The organism is Mycolicibacterium psychrotolerans (assembly GCF_010729305.1).
Lineage (GTDB): Bacteria > Actinomycetota > Actinomycetes > Mycobacteriales > Mycobacteriaceae > Mycobacterium > Mycobacterium psychrotolerans.
Map to the genome: position 1 here is coordinate 4,345,421 of NZ_AP022574.1, position 15,664 is coordinate 4,361,084.

A 15,664-nucleotide genomic window follows, 5' to 3' on the forward strand; every position below is an offset into this window, starting at 1 on the left:
CGCCATCACAACTAGCCGGCCCGCCTGCCGAACGCTTGCCGCGGCGGTAACCGCACCCCGAGCTGCGATGCCAACCGGTAGCCGGTGCGGGCGAGCTCCCGGATCTGCTCCGGCCGCAGCCCCGACTGCAGAGCCTGATCGAGCATGCCCGCCATCCGATGCAGCGGTGCACACGTCAGCGCCGCGTCCAGCGAGATCCCGGCAAGCGGACCGTCCCCGCGCGCGTATGCCGAAAAGGCGAGCAGCACAAGCGCTTCCACGCGCCACGGCGACGGCAACCGCCGCGACAGGTCGGCCCACAGCGACTCGGCGATCCCGGCCCGGTCCCCGACCGCCAGCGCGTAGAGGGTGTCTCGCACCCGCGGATCCGTGAGCGACAGGGCCAGCCGCGCGGTCTGCTCGTCGCGCAACGCGTTGCCGGCGGCCAGCTGCTCTGCGCAGGCCAGCGCGTGCTCGATGTCGCTGCGCGCCTGCGCACCCGCGCGCTCGGTGTCGAGCGGCCCCTCCTGCTCGATCACCTCGGCCAGGGCCGCACTGCGCTGCGGGTCGGCCTCCGCGACCACCTCGACGAGCTCATCGCGCCGGGCGTAGAGACGCCGCCCGTCGAGCACCGCGGCCGCCGCGATCGGTGAGGCGCTCGGATCCGCCACCCTCCCGGAGGCCCCGCAGCCGTCCGCGCACACCCAGGTGCCGCCTGCGGCGACGACGTCGACCACATGAGCGGCCAGCACTTCGACACCCCACCTGGCCAGCTCGACGGACAACTCGTGCGCCAGTTCGCGGTGCTCGTCGGCACACATCGGACAACCCGCGCCCTCGTCGTCGACGATCACCGCGATCACCGCCTCGGCGCCGGCGGACGCCGCCAGCTCGGCCAGGTGCGGCACCCGGGGTTCGGAGAGGTCGGCGCGCAGGACCGCGCCCATCTCGTCGTCGGCCGCCGTGACGACCACGAGCGATTTCTCCGGCACGAAGCCGAGGACGGCGGGAAGCGCAGCGATCAGGTCGCCGGGCCGGTCGAGGGGTGATTCGGGGTGAGGTGTCGAGGCCATAGGGCCAACCTGGCAACTACCACCGACGCGAAGCGCCCGACGGTGTCCCGGACCGGCCGATCTGGGGATGAAATCGCCTTTGGGGAGCGATCGCGGCCCGTGCGTCAGGTGTTCACATGAAGTTGACGTCCGCCGGCATGCGCACCGGCGGTATCCGGCGTACACCTGGTGACCATGGGTTCGATGCTGGAGTACGACCTCGTCGTCATCGGTTCGGGTCCCGGCGGGCAGAAGGCCGCCATCGCCGCCGCCAAGCTGGGCAAGTCGGTGGCCGTGGTGGAACGCGGGCGGATGCTCGGCGGGGTGTGCGTCAACACCGGGACCATCCCGTCGAAGACGCTGCGCGAAGCGGTCGTGTATCTGACCGGGATGAGTCAGCGCGAACTGTACGGGGCGAGCTACCGGGTCAAGGAGAAGATCACCCCGGCCGACCTGCTTGCCCGCACCAGCCACGTCATCGGCAGGGAACAGGACGTCGTGCGCTCGCAGTTGATGCGCAACCGCGTCGACCTGATCTCCGGCCACGGCCGGTTCGTCGACCCGCACACCGTTCTGGTGGAAGAGCCCGACCGCGGCGAACGCACCACCGTCACCGGCGAGTACATCGTGATCGCGACGGGCACCAAACCGGCGCGGCCGGCCGGTATCGAGTTCGACGAGGAGCGGGTGCTCGACTCCGACGGCATCCTCGACCTCAAGACGCTGCCGACCTCGATGGTGGTAGTGGGGGCCGGCGTGATCGGCATCGAGTACGCATCGATGTTCGCCGCGCTCGGCACCAAGGTGACCGTCGTCGAGAAGCGCGAGACCATGCTCGACTTCTGCGACCCGGAGATCATCGAGTCGCTGAAGTTCCACCTGCGCGACCTGGCGGTCACGTTCCGGTTCGGCGAGGAGGTGACCGCGGTCGACGTGGGTGCTGCCGGCACGGTGACGACACTGGCCAGCGGCAAGAAGATCCCGGCCGAGACGGTGATGTACTCCGCGGGCCGCCAGGGGCAGACCGACGAGCTCGACCTCGACAGCGCCGGGCTGGAGGCCGACCATCGCGGCCGCATCTTCGTCGACGACAACTTCTGCACCAAGGTCGACCACATCTACGCCGTCGGCGATGTCATCGGCTTCCCCGCCCTTGCCGCGACCTCGATGGATCAGGGCCGGCTCGCGGCCTACCACGCCTTCGGAGAACCCTGCAAGGGCATGACCGAGCTGCAGCCCATCGGCATCTACTCCATTCCCGAAGTGTCCTATGTCGGCCTCACCGAGGTGCAGCTCACCAAGGATGCCGTCCCGTACGAGGTCGGGGTGTCGCGCTACCGCGAACTGGCCCGCGGCCAGATCGCCGGCGACTCCTACGGCATGCTCAAGCTGCTGGTGTCCACAGAGGATCTCCGGCTGCTCGGGGTGCACATCTTCGGCACCAGCGCGACCGAGATGGTGCACATCGGGCAGGCGGTGATGGGCTGCGGTGGCAGCGTCGATTACCTCGTCGACGCCGTGTTCAACTACCCGACGTTCTCCGAGGCGTACAAGGTCGCGGCACTGGACGTGATGAACAAGCTGCGCGCCCTCAACCGGTTCCGCTCCTAGCCGCAGCCGTCGTCGAACGCGGCCGGCGGGGTGTCGGCGGGCCCGCCGGCCTCGGCGCGCGCCATCAGCGCCGGCAGCGCGCCGTCGAACCGCGGAGAATACGACACCTCGTCGAGGCATCCCCCGCCGTCGAGGCCGCCGATCAGGCCCACCACGGTGGAGCCGGCGATCCACGGCGCGCCGGAGAACCCGGCGACGATCCCGTCGCAGTGCACCGCCGGGAAGCCCTCGCGGGGTGCGGCGGTGGCGACCGTACAGGCCGTCGGCCCGCCGCCTACTCCGTAGCCGTAGCCGACGACGGTCACCGCGGTTCCCGGCGCGGGCGCCGGACCCAAACGCAGTCCGCCGACGGCGATGGTCTGCAGCGCCGGCCCGTCACCGCGGCTCACCCGCGCGATCGCGTAGTCGGCTGCCGGGTCCTGATCGCGCAGCCAGCGCGGATCGAGGTAGACCGCGTCCAGGTGCCGGCCCGGTTCGGCGGGGCGGCTGTCGGAGTAGCCGGGGACGAAGGTGGCGTCGACGCCGTCGGCCACGCAGTGCGCGGCGGTCAGGATCAGGTCGGCGACCGCGGAGCTCAGTACCGATGCGCTGCAGACATGGATCCCGTCCGTATCCAGGAACACGGCGCCGACGCGCGAGTCGGGAGACACCGGGTGCGCCGACGGCGGCGTCGAGGTGACCGGCTCGGCCGCCTGCGGCGGCGCCGGGTAGGCGGCTCCGCACGAGGTCAGCACCGCCGCGGCCACGGCGACCACGGCGAGCCGGACGGAGGCAGGCGCGCGCATACCGACCGATCCTCCCCCATCTGCCGTTTCCGTGACGGCCGGCGGGGTACGCGCCAGGCGCAGCCGCGGAATGTCACATCGGTGTGCGCGTGTTCGATCAAGTTGGTGACGCCCGCGGTACCGCTGTGGCAGCGATCCACCGGTGAGGGACACTGGACGTTCACCCGACAGACAGTGAGGAGGCCAGGGATGGCTGACGACGCGGAACCGGGTCAGCGCTACCAACCCGAGCAGACCGGCATGTACGAGCTCGAATTCCCTGAACCCTCGCTCTCGTCCGCCGATGGCCGCGGCCCGGTGCTGATCCATGCGCTGGAGGGTTTCTCCGATGCGGGCCGGGCCATCAAGCTGGCCGCCGAGCACCTGAAGAACACGCTCGACACCGAGTTGGTGGCGTCGTTCGCGATCGACGAGTTGCTGGACTACCGGTCCCGCCGCCCGTTGATGACGTTCAAGACCGATCACTTCACCAGTTACGACGAGCCCGAGCTCAACCTCTACGCGTTGCGCGACAGCGTCGGCACACCGTTTCTGCTGCTCGCCGGACTGGAGCCGGATCTGCGCTGGGAGCGCTTCATCACCGCGGTCCGGCTGCTGTCCGAGCGGCTGGCGGTGCGCCGGGTGATCGGCCTGGGCGCGATCCCGATGGCGGTGCCGCACACCCGGCCGATGACACTGACCGCGCACTCCAACGACAAGGAGCTCATCGCCGAGCACCAGCCGTGGGTGGGCGAGGTCGCGGTGCCGGGCAGCGCGTCGAACCTGCTCGAATTCCGGATGGCCCAGCACGGCTATGAGGTGGTGGGATTCACTGTGCACGTGCCGCACTACCTGGCCCAGACCGACTACCCCGCCGCCGCCGAGACGCTGCTGTCCGAGGTGGCCCGCAGCGGTTCACTGCAGATCCCGACCGCCGAGCTGAGCCGCGCCGCCGCCGAAGTGGCCGAGAAGGTCAACGAGCAGGTGGTGGCCAGTGCCGAGGTCGCTCAAGTGGTGGAGGCCCTGGAGAGGCAATACGATGCCTTCGTTGCCGCACAGGAGAACCGGTCCCTTCTGGCGCGTGACGAAGATCTGCCCAGCGGTGAGGAACTGGGCGCCGAGTTCGAACGGTTCCTCGCCCAACAGGCCGGTGAGTACACCAAGGACAAGGACAAAGAGGATCCCAGGGACAACACGTAGCCGTCCCCGCCGGTCCTGTGCATTCCGTCCCGACGACGAAGTGGGCGACATGACCGTGACGAGAGACTGTCCGCGATGACCGATCGCAAGCCGAATCTGCGCCCGGTCCGGGAACTCACGCCGACCCTGCATTACCGCACCATCCACGGCTACCGCCGGGCGTACCGCATCGCCGGGTCGGGGCCCGCGATCCTGCTCATCCACGGCATCGGGGACAACTCCACGACCTGGAGCACGGTGCAGACCACGCTCGCGCAGCGATTCACCGTCATCGCCCCCGATCTGTTGGGCCATGGGCGCTCCGACAAGCCTCGTGCCGACTACTCGGTCGCTGCGTATGCCAACGGCATGCGCGACCTGCTCAGCGTTCTCGACATCGACAGCGTCACCGTGGTCGGGCACTCCCTGGGCGGCGGCGTGGCGATGCAGTTCGCCTATCAGTTCCCGCAGTTGGTCGAGCGGCTGATCCTCGTCGGGGCCGGCGGGGTCACCAAGGACGTCAACATCGCATTGCGGTTCGCCTCACTTCCGTTGGGCAGCGAAGCCCTCGCCCTGCTGCGACTCCCGCTGGTGCTGCCGGCGCTGCAGGTGCTCGGTCGACTGGGCGGCTCGCTGTTCGGCTCGACCGGCGCCGGCCGCGACATCCCCGACATGCTGCGCATCCTCGCCGATCTGCCCGAACCGACGGCGTCGGCGGCGTTCGCGCGGACGCTGCGCGCGGTGGTGGACTGGCGCGGCCAGGTGGTGACGATGCTCGACCGCTGTTATCTGACGCAATCGGTCCCGGTGCAGCTGATCTGGGGCAGCGGCGATTCGGTCATCCCCGTCAGCCATGCGGAGATGGCCCACGCCGCGATGCCGGGTTCGCGGCTCGAGATTTTCCCGGGCTCCGGGCATTTCCCGTTCCACGACGATCCCGACCGCTTCGTCGAGGTCGTCGAGAAGTTCATCGACGGCACCGAACCTGCTGCCCACGACCAGGAGTACCTGCGCATGCTGCTGCGCACCGGCATCAGCCCGGGCACGCTTTCGGGTTCGGTGGACACCCGGGTGGCCGTACTCGACGCGATGGGCGCCGACGAGCGCAGCGCCACCTGACCCGGCCGGCACGTAGCATCGGCCTCATGGCCATCGATGTGACCGTGCTGCGTGTTTTCACCGATGAGAACGGCGACTTCGGCAATCCCCTCGGCGTCGTCGACTCGGCCACCGTGGCACCTTCCGACCGACAACAGATCGCCACCGAGTTGGGTTACAGCGAAACGATTTTCGTGACGCTGCCGGAGCCGGGCGCCCGTACGGCACACGCCCACATCCACACCCCGACGACGGAGCTGCCCTTCGCCGGCCATCCCACCGTGGGCGCGGCGTGGTGGCTGAACAATCGCGGCACCCCGGTCAGGACGCTGCAGGTGCCCGCGGGCATCGTGCAGGTGGACCTTTCGGGTGACATGACCTCGGTGAGCGCTCGCGCCGAGTGGGCGCCGGATTTCTCGATCTACGAGATCCCCACTGCCGAGGAGCTCGCGGCCGCCGATCCGGACGATTACGTCGACGCCGTCGAGCATTACGTGTGGACGTGGCTGGATCGGGAGGCAGGGACGATCAGGTCGCGAATGTTCGCGCCGCAGCTCGGTATTCGTGAGGACGAAGCGACCGGTGCGGGCGCGGTGCGGATCACCGAACATCTGAGTCGTGATCTCACGATCATCCAGGGCCAGGGATCGATGATCCAGACCGTATGGAGTCCGGAAGGATGGGTGAAGGTCGCCGGACGCGTCGTCGAGGACGGACACCGCCGCCTCGATTGACTGCGTCAGCTTCCCGCAGGCACCTCGCGATGTGCGCGTAGGGCCTGGATCTCCCGCTCGAAATCCTCGGCCGACGAGAACGATCGGTACACCGACGCGAACCTCAGATAGGCCACCTCGTCGAGTTCGCTCAACGGCCCTAGGATCGCCAGGCCGACCTCGTGGCTGGGAACCTCGGGAGAACCGGTGGCGCGCACGGCATCCTCGACCTTCTGCGCCAGCACGTTCAGCGCGTCGTCGTCGACCTGCCGACCCTGGCACGCCCGGCGCACGCCCTTGATGACCTTCTCGCGGCTGAAGGGTTCGGTGACGCCACTGCGCTTGACCACGGCCAGCACGGCACTCTCCACCGTCGTGAAGCGGCGCCCGCACTCGGGGCACGATCTGCGCCGCCGGATGGCCTGACCTTCATCGGTCTCGCGGGAATCGACCACCCGCGAATCGGGGTGACGGCAGAACGGACAGTGCATCACCGCTCCTTCACCGCACCGGCAGACCGCTTCGAACGTCTTCGAGCGTACCTGCGCTGCGCGGACACAGCGCAGCAGCGGAGCCGACGGCGCGTTCCCCGCGGGCACAGCCGACGCAGATCGCGTGCAGGATTGGTCGTGCATGGCGATCGCTCGGGTCAGGCGACCGGCGCGATGAGGGTCTGACCAGCGTCCAGCGCGACCGTCTCGAGCCTGTTCAGCTCGCGGATCTTGTCGACGACGTCGGCGACCGGCGCGTCGGGCGCCACCCGCTGGGCGACGTGCTGCAGGGACTCGCCGGTCTGGACCTGGACGACCGCGAGCCTGCCGGGCACCTCGGTCTGTCCTCCGAGAACTCCACCGGCCTGGGCCACCAGTCCCAGCCACACGGTGATGGCGGCCGCGACGAGGGCGAGCAGCACGGTGGCGGCGGGCGTGATCGGACGGCGGCGGTGCGATGCCCGGGACGCGAGCACCCCGCTGCCGCGATACGCCATCGGCGCTCCCGCCGGGCGCTGAGAGCGCGGCCGGCGTGCGGCGGGCGTGCGGCGCGGGTGGCCGACCCGCACCGGACGCGCACTGCGAGCCGGCATGTCCCAGAGGTCGGAAGTGTGGAGAACGGTCATCTGTCTGCCTCTCGGTCGGTGAGCCATTCGCTCCTGTGTTCGAACCCTAGTCGATCATGTGTTCGATGAATAGAACATGTGATCGAACTGTTGCGAACGCTAACCCAGGCCACCGACAAGTCGACTCGACCGCACGTTCGACCGAACGGATCCCGACACGCCTCGAACACATGTTTGATTCCGGCGGCGCGCCGCGTTACATTCGAGGCCATGAGCGATGACAGCAGCGACAGCACAGCCGGCCAGGGCTCCCCCGCCCGCCGCGACCGCGGAACGGGCTTGACCGAACGTCAGCGCACCATCCTCGAGGTCATCCGTTCCTCGGTCACCACGCGGGGATACCCACCGAGCATCCGGGAGATCGGCGATGCCGTCGGCCTCACCTCGACCTCCTCGGTCGCACATCAGCTGCGCACCCTCGAGCGCAAGGGCTATCTGCGCCGCGATCCCAACCGTCCCCGCGCGGTCGACGTCCGCGGCATCGACGACGCCGCCACACCGCCCGTCTCCACCGACGTCGCCGGCTCCGACGCGTTGCCCGAGCCGACGTTCGTGCCCGTGCTGGGCCGCATCGCCGCCGGTGGACCCATCCTGGCCGAAGAGGCCGTCGAGGATGTCTTCCCCCTACCCCGCGAGCTCGTCGGCGAGGGCTCGCTGTTCCTGCTCAAAGTGGTCGGCGAATCGATGATCGACGCTGCCATCTGCGACGGCGACTGGGTGGTCGTCCGTCAGCAGAACGTCGCCGACAACGGTGACATCGTGGCCGCGATGATCGACGGCGAGGCCACGGTGAAGACATTCAAGCGGACGCGCGGACAGGTCTGGCTGATGCCGCACAACCCCGCGTTCGATCCGATCCCCGGCAACGACGCCGCCGTGCTCGGCAAGGTCGTGACGGTCATCCGCAAGATCTGACCGGCCACCATGGGCGCGGCCGGTCAGTCGCCGCGGACGAACCCGTTCGTGCGCGCGATCTCCTCGGTGGCGAACCAGATCTCGGCGGGCGCACCCTCATAGTCGGCGCTGCCCGGCGTCCAGTACAGCCCTGATCTGGTGTCGGCCTTGACGGGGTAGCCGTCCGGCACCTCATCCGGATCGTCGAGGGGAAGGTGCAGCGCGGTGCCCATCGGCGCCGGTTCGTCGATGTCGATGCGGGCATGTCTGCCGGTGTCGGTGACCGCATCGCGGTCGAAGACCGGCACGGCTGCGGGTACCGGCACCGGGTCAGGCTCGTCTGCCACCAACGGTTCGCGGTCGGCGTCGGCATCGACGTCGGGGGGGCCATCGACGTCGACGTCGGCGTCGGGAGGACCGTCATCGGCGGCCACCTCGGTCGGCGTCGGAACGCGCGTCGGTGCGGTGTCCACGGCATCGGGGTCGTCCTGCTCGGCGTAGGACGGGGTCTCCGCCGAGTTCGTCGACGGCTCCTGCCCTCCCCAGAAGCCCGCCCGGCCCGGTTCGTAACCCTCGGGCGGACTGGCCGGCGTCGGAGGCGCGGCCGACCCCAGCGAGGTCGATCCCAGCGAGCCGAGGCCTTCCCGCGCGTAGCGGTCACCGAACAGTGCGTCCTCGCGGCCGTCGTCGCCTCCGGCAGGCCCCGCACCGTAGTCCCGGTCGTCGGCGTCGACCGCACGCGGCGGCGTTCCGAACAGATCGTCGTCGTCACTGCCGCGGCGCCGGTTGCGCGCCACCGCCAGCGCCACCACGCCGAGAACGAGCAGCACGGGCACAATCGCCAGCAGCCACCACCAAGTCCACCGGAAACCCGTGCCCTCACCGCTGTCGGCTGCTTGGGACGACGGCGTGGCCTGCGGTGCCTGCTGATCCGGAACCTCGAGCCCGGCGAGTTGGGGGGCCAGGTTGCCCGGTTCGGTGGTGAACTTCTTGGTCGCCGTGTTGTAGGTGAGCGCACCGCCGCTGAACTTCTGTGTGATGACGTCGCCATTCTGGCTCTGGTCGGACACGGGTGCGCCGAGCGCACCGGTGGCCCCGCCGAGCTTTTCCCAAGCCGCGTTCATCGCGCCGCGCACGATCACCGCGCCGTAGTCGGGGGTCCAGAAGATCACGGGCTTGTCCGCGGCGGCGAAGCTGCTCATCCGGCTCGCGGGCGCGACACCGCCGTCCACCTCACCGGTGATGGGGAACCCGAGGTCGCCTTCGGGACCGCCGACGCTCTCGTACTTGGCCAGCACCTGACCGGTGACGACATTCGCGCCGGTGTCGGGGCTGTAGAAGATCTTGCCGTTGACGAAGTCCTGACCCATCCCGTTGGAGCCGATCTTGTAAGGCTCCCCGTCGCTCGCCCCGAGCGGGCCGAGCGGGCCGCCTGCGGCGCGGCGCGCGGCGTCGATCGCGACGACCGGATCCTCGGGGATCGCGAGATCGCCCAATTGATCGGCCAGCTCCGGCGGGTCGGTGGTGAACTTCTTGGTCCGCGAGTCGTAGGACACCTGACCGCCGGTGAACTTCTGGCTCACCACCGAGCCGTCGTAGGTCTCGTCCTCGGTGGGCACGCCGAGCACAGCGGAGGATCCGCCCAGCTTGTCCCACGCCGCGTTGAGGGCACCACGGACCACTCGGGCGCCGGTGTCGGGCGTCCAGAAGATCACCGGGTTGTCCGGCGCGCTGAACGTGCTGTTGCGGCTGCCCGGCGCCCGGCCGTCGCCCTCGTCGATGGTCGGGAACCCCAGATCGCTGTCGGCGGGGCCGCCGAGCGACTCGTACTTGTCCAGGATCGCGCCCTGCATCGCGTGTGCGCCGGTCGCCGGGGTGAAGAACACTTTCCCGGACGCGAAGTTCTGAGCGAATCCCGCCCCGACGGGGTAGACGTCGCCGGACTTGGGCCCCAGGGGGCCGGCGTCACCGCCGCTGGCCTGCCAGGCCGCGGTGATGGCGTTGTTGGCGTCGACGTCGGGCTGCGCCGCGGCGACCGGAGAGAGCAGGAGCGCGGTGGCGACCCCCAGCAATCCGATGGCCCATCGACCGGCTGAACGTCGGCGCAGCATCGGCTGCCGGATCATGCATCCTCCCCGCGGTCGGCGACTCGGTCGCTGAAAAGGTTCAGCGAAAATTACCGCGTGCGTTCACTCTGCGTCAGCGGACGACGATTACCAAGCCACCTCGCCGTGCACGCAGAGAATAGGCGCCGACTCATCGGCAACCGCTGCGACGACCCCGCACGTCAGACGCCGAGACTTCGCCCGATGATCTCCTTCATGATCTCGGTGGTGCCGCCGTAGATCGTCTGCACACGGGCGTCGAGATAGGCGCGGGCCACGTCGTACTCGCGCATGTAACCGTAGCCGCCGTGCAGCTGCAGGCAGCGGTCGATCAGGTGCACCTGCTTCTCCGTGGAGTACCACTTGGCCATCGCGGCCTGCTCCACGGTCAGCTTCTCGTCGAGGTGCAGTCGGATGAACGCGTCGACCATCATCCGCACCACCGTCGCCTCGGTGGACAGCTCGGCGAGAAGGAAGCGGCTGTTCTGCTGGCTGCCGATCGGCCTGCCGAATGCCTTACGCTCCTTCGTGTACTGCAGCGTGCCGTCGAGCACGGCCTCCATTGCCGCCGCCGCCATGATCGCGATGCTGATGCGTTCCTGTGGCAGGTTCTGCATCAGGTAGATGAAGCCCTGACCCTCCTCGCCCAGCAGGTTCTCGACGGGCACCTTGACGTCGGTAAAGGACAACTCGGCGGTGTCCTGGGCGTCGAGGCCGACCTTGTCGAGCTTGCGACCGCGCTCGAAGCCCTCCATGCCGCGCTCGACCACCAGCAGCGAGAAGCCCAGCGCGCCCTTCTCGGGATCGGTCTGGGCCACGACGATCACCAGGTCGGAGAGGATCCCGTTGGTGATGAACGTCTTCGAGCCGTTTAGGACGTAGTGGTCACCGTCGCGGACCGCGCGGGTCTTGATGCCCTGCAGGTCGCTGCCCGTGCCGGGTTCGGTCATCGCGATGGCGCTGATGTACTCGCCGCTGCAGAACTTCGGCAGCCAGCGCTGCTTCTGCTCGTCGGTGGTCAGCCGGATGAAGTACGGCGCGGCGACGTCGTTGTGCAGGCTGAACCCCAGTCCGCTGTAGCGGCCTGCGGTGATCTCCTCGGTGATGATCGTGTTGTAGCGGAAGTCGTCCACCCCGCCGCCGCCGTACTCCTCGGGCACGGCCATGCCCAGGAAGCCCTGCTTGCCAGCTTCCAGCCACACCTCCCGGTCGACGAGCTTGTCGGCTTCCCACTGGTCGTGGAACGGCGCGACATGGCGCGTGAGAAATTCGCGGAACGACTCGCGGAACATCTCGTGCTCGGGTTCGAACAGCGTGCGCTCGTAGGCGATGACGGATTTGGCGGTAGAGCCCATGGAGATCCTCGCGTCGGTGGTCGGCAAGTGTTGCCGCCAAGGTACCCCATCCAACCGGATGGTTGGTCGGGCACAGGCGGCCGCGCGCCCTAGACTCACGGGCATGGGCACCAGCCTCACCCACTGGGGTGCCTTCTCCGCCACCGTCGAATCCGGCGACATCGCCTCGGTCGCCCCGTTTCCCGGCGACGCCGACCCGTCACCCGCTCTGGGGAATCTGCCGGGTTCCGTCCGCCACGTCTCGCGCATCACCGGACCCGCGGTGCGCCGCGGCTGGCTCGACGAGGGGCCCGGACCGAGCATGCGCCGCGGTGCCGACGACTTCGTCGCCGTCACCTGGGAGCAGCTGACCGAGCTGCTGGCCTGCGAACTGCGCCGGGTCGTCGACGGGCACGGCAACGAGGCGCTCTACGGCGGCTCCTACGGCTGGTCGAGCGCGGGCCGCTTCCATCACGCCCAGAGTCAGGTGCATCGGTTCCTCAATTGCCTTGGCGGATACACATTCTCGCGCCACTCCTACAGCCTGGGCGCGACCGGCGTGATCATGCCGCGGGTCGTCGGAACGCACGACGACCTGTTCAAGCGGTCCACCCAGTGGGACGTCATCGTCGAGCACACCGACCTGCTGGTGTGCTTCGGCGGGCTGGCGCTGAAAAACACAGGCGTCAACCACGGCGGCACAACCGCGCACCCGGCGCGAGATGCGCTCCACCGCTTCCGCGACCGCGGCGGGCGCATCGTGTCGCTCTCCCCGTTGCGCGATGACGTCGACGGCGCCTGCGACTGGTACGCCCCGGTGCCCGGCACCGACGTGGCGGTCATGCTCGGCCTGGCGCACGTGCTGGCAAGCGAGTCGCTGGCCGACCGTGACTTCCTCGCGCGGTACTGCACCGGATACGACCGATTCGAGCGCTACCTGCTGGGCACCGACGACGGGGTGCCGAAGTCCCCGCAGTGGGCCGCGGAGCGCAGCGGACTGGACGCCGACGACCTGATCGCGCTGGCACGCCGGATGGCGGCGAACCGGACGATCGTGACCGTCAGCTGGTCGTTGCAACGCACCAGGTTCGGTGAACAGGCGCCCTGGATGGGGCTGACGCTCGCCGCGATGCTCGGCCAGATCGGGCTCCCCGGCGGCGGATTCGGCCACGGCTACGGCTCGATGAACGAGCCGGGCCTGCCGCCGCTGCGCTGCTCGCTGCCCCGGCTGCCCCAGGGCGTCAACCCGGTGAGGTCGTTCATTCCCGTCGCGGGGGTCAGCGACATGCTGCTCCATCCAAGAGAACCGTTCGACTACAACGGATTACGGCTCACCTACCCCGACATCCGGTTGGTCTACTGGGCCGGCGGCAATCCGTTCCACCACCACCAGAACATTCCGCGGTTGCGCAGGGCGCTGGGCCGGCCCGACACCGTCGTGGTGCACGATCCGTACTGGACCCCGATGGCCCGGCACGCCGACATCGTCGTGCCGTCGACGACCTTCGCCGAACGCGACGATTTCTCGGGCTCGCGCAACGATCCGCTGCTGATGGCGATGCCGAAGCTGACCGAACCGTATGCGCATTCCCGCGACGACTACGACACGTTCGCCGCGCTGGCGCGCGAACTCGGCGTCGAGGAGGCCTTCACCGAAGGCCGCACCTCGCGGGAGTGGCTGACTCACCTCTACGAAACATGGTCGCAGACACTCGATTTCGATGTCCCGACCTTCGACGAGTTCTGGCGGGCCGGTGCGCTGCGGTTGCCCGTCGAGGACGGCCTGACCTTGCTCGCCGACTTCCGGGCAGATCCGGTGACTCACCGGCTCGGCACCCGCAGCGGTCTCATCGAGATCTTCAGCGCCGACATCGACGGTTTCGGCTACGCCGACTGCGCCGGCCACCCGGCCTGGTTCGAACCGTCCGAATGGCTGGGCGGCCCGCGGGCGCAGCGGTATCCGTTGCATCTGGTGGCGAATCAGCCGGCCGCCCGGCTGCACAGCCAGCTCGACGGCGGCGCAGTCAGCCAGCAGTCGAAAGTTGCCGGCCGGGAACCGATCCGGATGCATCCGGCCGACGCGCGGGAGCGGGGTTTGAGCGCCGGCGACGTGGTGCGGGTGTTCAACGACCGCGGCGCCTGCCTGGCCGGGGTGATCGTCGACGTCGGTGTGCGCCGGCGGGTCGTGCAGCTGTCGACCGGGGCCTGGTACGACCCGGCCGATCCGGCCGATCCCGATGCGCTGTGCGTGCACGGCAACCCGAACGTGCTGACCGACGACGTCGGCACCTCGTCACTGGCACGCGGCTGCAGCGGGGCGCACGCCCTCGTCGAGGTCGAGAAGTACACCGCGACACCGCCTCCGGTGCGCGCGCACCAGCCGCCGCGGATCGTCAGTAGGTAGCGAACTCGGCGAGGCCCGCCGCCAGGGCGACAGGCACCCGCGCCTTGATCCGGGTGCCGCGCTCGGTGTGTTCGGTGGCGTCCACCCGGCCTTCGTCGTGCATCCGCGCGACCAGATCACCGCGGTCGTAGGGAATCGTCACGTCGACGGTTGTGTCGGTGGGCACCACGAGTTCGGCCATCCGGCTGCGCAGCCGGTCCAGTCCGTCGCCGGTGTGCGCGGACACGAACACCGCATCGGGCAGCGCCCGTCGCAGCGTGGCCAGCGTCAGCCCGCTCGCCGCGTCGGTCTTGTTCACCACCAGCAGTTCGGTCGGCGCGGCGATGCCGTACTCGGCCACGACGTCGTTGATCACCTGCCGGACGGCGTTGATCTGCGCCAGCGGGTTCACATCGGAGCCGTCCACCACGTGCACCAGCAAATCGGCGTCGACGACCTCTTCCAGCGTCGAGCGGAAGGCCTCGACCAATTGGGTCGGCAGATGCCGCACGAACCCGACGGTGTCGGTCAGCACGAACTGCCTGCCGTCGTCGAACTGCCCACGGCGCGTGGTGGGTTCCAGCGTCGCGAACAACGCGTTCTCGACAAGGACACCCGCCCCGGTGAGCGCGTTGAGCAGGCTGGACTTGCCTGCGTTGGTGTAGCCGACGATCGCGACCGACGGCGTCTCGCTGCGCCTGCGCCCGCTGCGCTGGGTGTCGCGGATCTTCTTCATGTCCTTGATGTCGCGGCGCAGCTTGGACATCCGTTCCCGGATACGGCGCCGGTCGGTCTCGATCTTCGTCTCGCCGGGCCCGCGGGTGCCCACGCCGCCGCCGGCGCCACCTGCGCGGCCACCGGCCTGCCGGGACATCGACTCTCCCCAGCCGCGCAGCCGGGGCAGCATGTACTCCATCTGCGCCAGCGACACCTGCGCCTTGCCCTCGCGGCTGGTGGCGTGCTGGGCGAAGATGTCGAGGATCAGCGCGGTCCGGTCGATCACCTTGACCTTGACGACCTTTTCCAGCGCGTTGAGCTGGGCGGGGCTCAGCTCACCGTCGCAGATCACGGTGTCGGCGCCGGTGGCCAGCACGACCTCGCGCAGTTCGATGGCCTTGCCGGAGCCGATGTAGGTGGCCGGGTCGGGCTTGTCGCGGCGCTGGATCACGCCCTCGAGCACCTCGGAGCCCGCGGTCTCGGCGAGCGCGGCCAGTTCGGCCAGGCTCGCGTCGGCGTCAGCCGCGGAGCCCTCGGTCCAGACCCCTACCAGCACGACGCGCTCGAGGCGCAGCTGGCGGTACTCGACCTCGGAGATGTCGGCCAGTTCGGTGGACAGTCCCGCGACGCGGCGTAGTGCTGTGCGGTCGTCGAGCGCGAGTTCGCCCGTGCTGGGGGTGGCGTTGTGGGATTCGGGATACGTCATAGGCGAACCAAG

Annotated in this window: 13 protein-coding genes; 6 read left to right on the forward strand and 7 right to left on the reverse strand. The window is 69.2% G+C overall.

Annotated elements, in window-relative coordinates; genetic code table 11:
* Nucleotides 1-11: 11 nt before the first annotated feature.
* A complete protein-coding gene (locus G6N45_RS21105; protein WP_163724286.1) occupies nt 12-1,052 on the reverse strand; it encodes a DUF4192 domain-containing protein in 1,041 nt (346 codons plus the stop codon).
* A gap of 183 nt (nt 1,053-1,235) precedes the next feature.
* Here G6N45_RS21105 and sthA point away from each other — a divergent pair, with 183 nt between their 5' ends.
* Nucleotides 1,236-2,642 (forward strand): Si-specific NAD(P)(+) transhydrogenase, encoded by a 1,407-nt coding sequence (gene sthA, locus G6N45_RS21110; protein ID WP_179965388.1) that lies wholly within the window; start codon nt 1,236-1,238, stop codon nt 2,640-2,642.
* On the opposite strand, the gene G6N45_RS21115 is transcribed toward sthA, so the two are convergent.
* Nucleotides 2,639-3,427, reverse strand: coding sequence for a trypsin-like serine peptidase (locus tag G6N45_RS21115; RefSeq protein ID WP_163724290.1), 789 nt, complete (start codon nt 3,425-3,427; stop codon nt 2,639-2,641). The two genes, sthA and G6N45_RS21115, sit on opposite strands and share 4 nt — an antisense overlap.
* Before the next feature lie 189 nt (nt 3,428-3,616).
* On the opposite strand from G6N45_RS21115, the gene G6N45_RS21120 reads away from it, so the two are divergent.
* The 3 genes from G6N45_RS21120 to G6N45_RS21130 all read left to right on the forward strand — a co-directional run bounded on the left by G6N45_RS21120 (nt 3,617) and on the right by G6N45_RS21130 (nt 6,417).
* Nucleotides 3,617-4,606 carry a proteasome assembly chaperone family protein gene (locus tag G6N45_RS21120; protein ID WP_163724292.1) on the forward strand — a complete coding sequence of 330 codons (990 nt, stop codon included), beginning with the start codon at nt 3,617-3,619 and terminating at the stop codon, nt 4,604-4,606.
* A gap of 75 nt (nt 4,607-4,681) precedes the next feature.
* On the forward strand, nt 4,682-5,704 hold the full coding sequence (locus G6N45_RS21125; RefSeq protein WP_163724293.1) for an alpha/beta fold hydrolase: 1,023 nt from the start codon (nt 4,682-4,684) through the stop codon (nt 5,702-5,704).
* Nucleotides 5,705-5,730: 26 nt separating this feature from the next.
* Nucleotides 5,731-6,417: a PhzF family protein gene (locus G6N45_RS21130; RefSeq protein WP_057147293.1), complete on the forward strand. Its 687-nt coding sequence runs from the start codon at nt 5,731-5,733 to the stop codon at nt 6,415-6,417.
* A 5-nt stretch (nt 6,418-6,422) separates the two neighbouring features.
* Here G6N45_RS21130 and nrdR read toward each other — a convergent pair whose 3' ends face one another.
* Both nrdR and G6N45_RS21140 read right to left on the reverse strand, forming a co-directional pair.
* Nucleotides 6,423-6,887: a transcriptional regulator NrdR gene (nrdR, locus tag G6N45_RS21135; RefSeq protein WP_163724295.1), complete on the reverse strand. Its 465-nt coding sequence runs from the start codon at nt 6,885-6,887 to the stop codon at nt 6,423-6,425.
* Nucleotides 6,888-7,045: 158 nt separating this feature from the next.
* On the reverse strand, nt 7,046-7,513 hold the full coding sequence (locus G6N45_RS21140; RefSeq protein ID WP_407664224.1) for a LysM peptidoglycan-binding domain-containing protein: 468 nt from the start codon (nt 7,511-7,513) through the stop codon (nt 7,046-7,048).
* A gap of 210 nt (nt 7,514-7,723) precedes the next feature.
* Between G6N45_RS21140 and lexA the strand changes: the two genes are divergently transcribed.
* The gene (gene lexA, locus G6N45_RS21145; RefSeq protein WP_163724297.1) at nt 7,724-8,428 is read left to right on the forward strand and encodes a transcriptional repressor LexA; all 705 of its coding nucleotides are present in this window, start codon (nt 7,724-7,726) and stop codon (nt 8,426-8,428) included.
* Nucleotides 8,429-8,451: 23 nt separating this feature from the next.
* On the opposite strand, the gene G6N45_RS21150 is transcribed toward lexA, so the two are convergent.
* Both G6N45_RS21150 and G6N45_RS21155 read right to left on the reverse strand, forming a co-directional pair.
* Nucleotides 8,452-10,533, reverse strand: coding sequence for an LGFP repeat-containing protein (locus G6N45_RS21150; protein ID WP_163724299.1), 2,082 nt, complete (start codon nt 10,531-10,533; stop codon nt 8,452-8,454).
* A gap of 161 nt (nt 10,534-10,694) precedes the next feature.
* Entirely contained in the window at nt 10,695-11,867 is a 1,173-nt protein-coding gene (locus G6N45_RS21155) for an acyl-CoA dehydrogenase family protein (RefSeq protein ID WP_163724301.1), read from the reverse strand.
* A 103-nt stretch (nt 11,868-11,970) separates the two neighbouring features.
* Between G6N45_RS21155 and G6N45_RS21160 the strand changes: the two genes are divergently transcribed.
* Complete coding sequence (locus G6N45_RS21160; protein WP_163724303.1) at nt 11,971-14,250, forward strand: molybdopterin-dependent oxidoreductase; 2,280 nt, start codon at nt 11,971-11,973, stop codon at nt 14,248-14,250.
* Here G6N45_RS21160 and hflX read toward each other — a convergent pair.
* Complete coding sequence (hflX, locus tag G6N45_RS21165) at nt 14,240-15,652, reverse strand: GTPase HflX (RefSeq protein ID WP_197746850.1); 1,413 nt, start codon at nt 15,650-15,652, stop codon at nt 14,240-14,242. The genes G6N45_RS21160 and hflX overlap by 11 nt on opposite strands.
* Between the last annotated feature and the right edge of the window lie 12 nt (nt 15,653-15,664).

What these genes read in the sequence shown, in the direction of transcription:
- G6N45_RS21105 (WP_163724286.1), bottom strand. Translation starts at nt 1,052, where the DNA reads ATGGCCTCGACACCTCACCCCGAATCACCCCTCGACCGGCCCGGCGAC.
- sthA (WP_179965388.1), top strand. Translation starts at nt 1,236, where the DNA reads ATGCTGGAGTACGACCTCGTCGTCATCGGTTCGGGTCCCGGCGGGCAG.
- G6N45_RS21115 (WP_163724290.1), bottom strand. Translation starts at nt 3,427, where the DNA reads ATGCGCGCGCCTGCCTCCGTCCGGCTCGCCGTGGTCGCCGTGGCCGCG.
- G6N45_RS21120 (WP_163724292.1), top strand. Translation starts at nt 3,617, where the DNA reads ATGGCTGACGACGCGGAACCGGGTCAGCGCTACCAACCCGAGCAGACC.
- G6N45_RS21125 (WP_163724293.1), top strand. Translation starts at nt 4,682, where the DNA reads ATGACCGATCGCAAGCCGAATCTGCGCCCGGTCCGGGAACTCACGCCG.
- G6N45_RS21130 (WP_057147293.1), top strand. Translation starts at nt 5,731, where the DNA reads ATGGCCATCGATGTGACCGTGCTGCGTGTTTTCACCGATGAGAACGGC.
- nrdR (WP_163724295.1), bottom strand. Translation starts at nt 6,887, where the DNA reads ATGCACTGTCCGTTCTGCCGTCACCCCGATTCGCGGGTGGTCGATTCC.
- G6N45_RS21140 (WP_407664224.1), bottom strand. Translation starts at nt 7,513, where the DNA reads ATGACCGTTCTCCACACTTCCGACCTCTGGGACATGCCGGCTCGCAGT.
- lexA (WP_163724297.1), top strand. Translation starts at nt 7,724, where the DNA reads ATGAGCGATGACAGCAGCGACAGCACAGCCGGCCAGGGCTCCCCCGCC.
- G6N45_RS21150 (WP_163724299.1), bottom strand. Translation starts at nt 10,533, where the DNA reads ATGATCCGGCAGCCGATGCTGCGCCGACGTTCAGCCGGTCGATGGGCC.
- G6N45_RS21155 (WP_163724301.1), bottom strand. Translation starts at nt 11,867, where the DNA reads ATGGGCTCTACCGCCAAATCCGTCATCGCCTACGAGCGCACGCTGTTC.
- G6N45_RS21160 (WP_163724303.1), top strand. Translation starts at nt 11,971, where the DNA reads ATGGGCACCAGCCTCACCCACTGGGGTGCCTTCTCCGCCACCGTCGAA.
- hflX (WP_197746850.1), bottom strand. Translation starts at nt 15,652, where the DNA reads ATGACGTATCCCGAATCCCACAACGCCACCCCCAGCACGGGCGAACTC.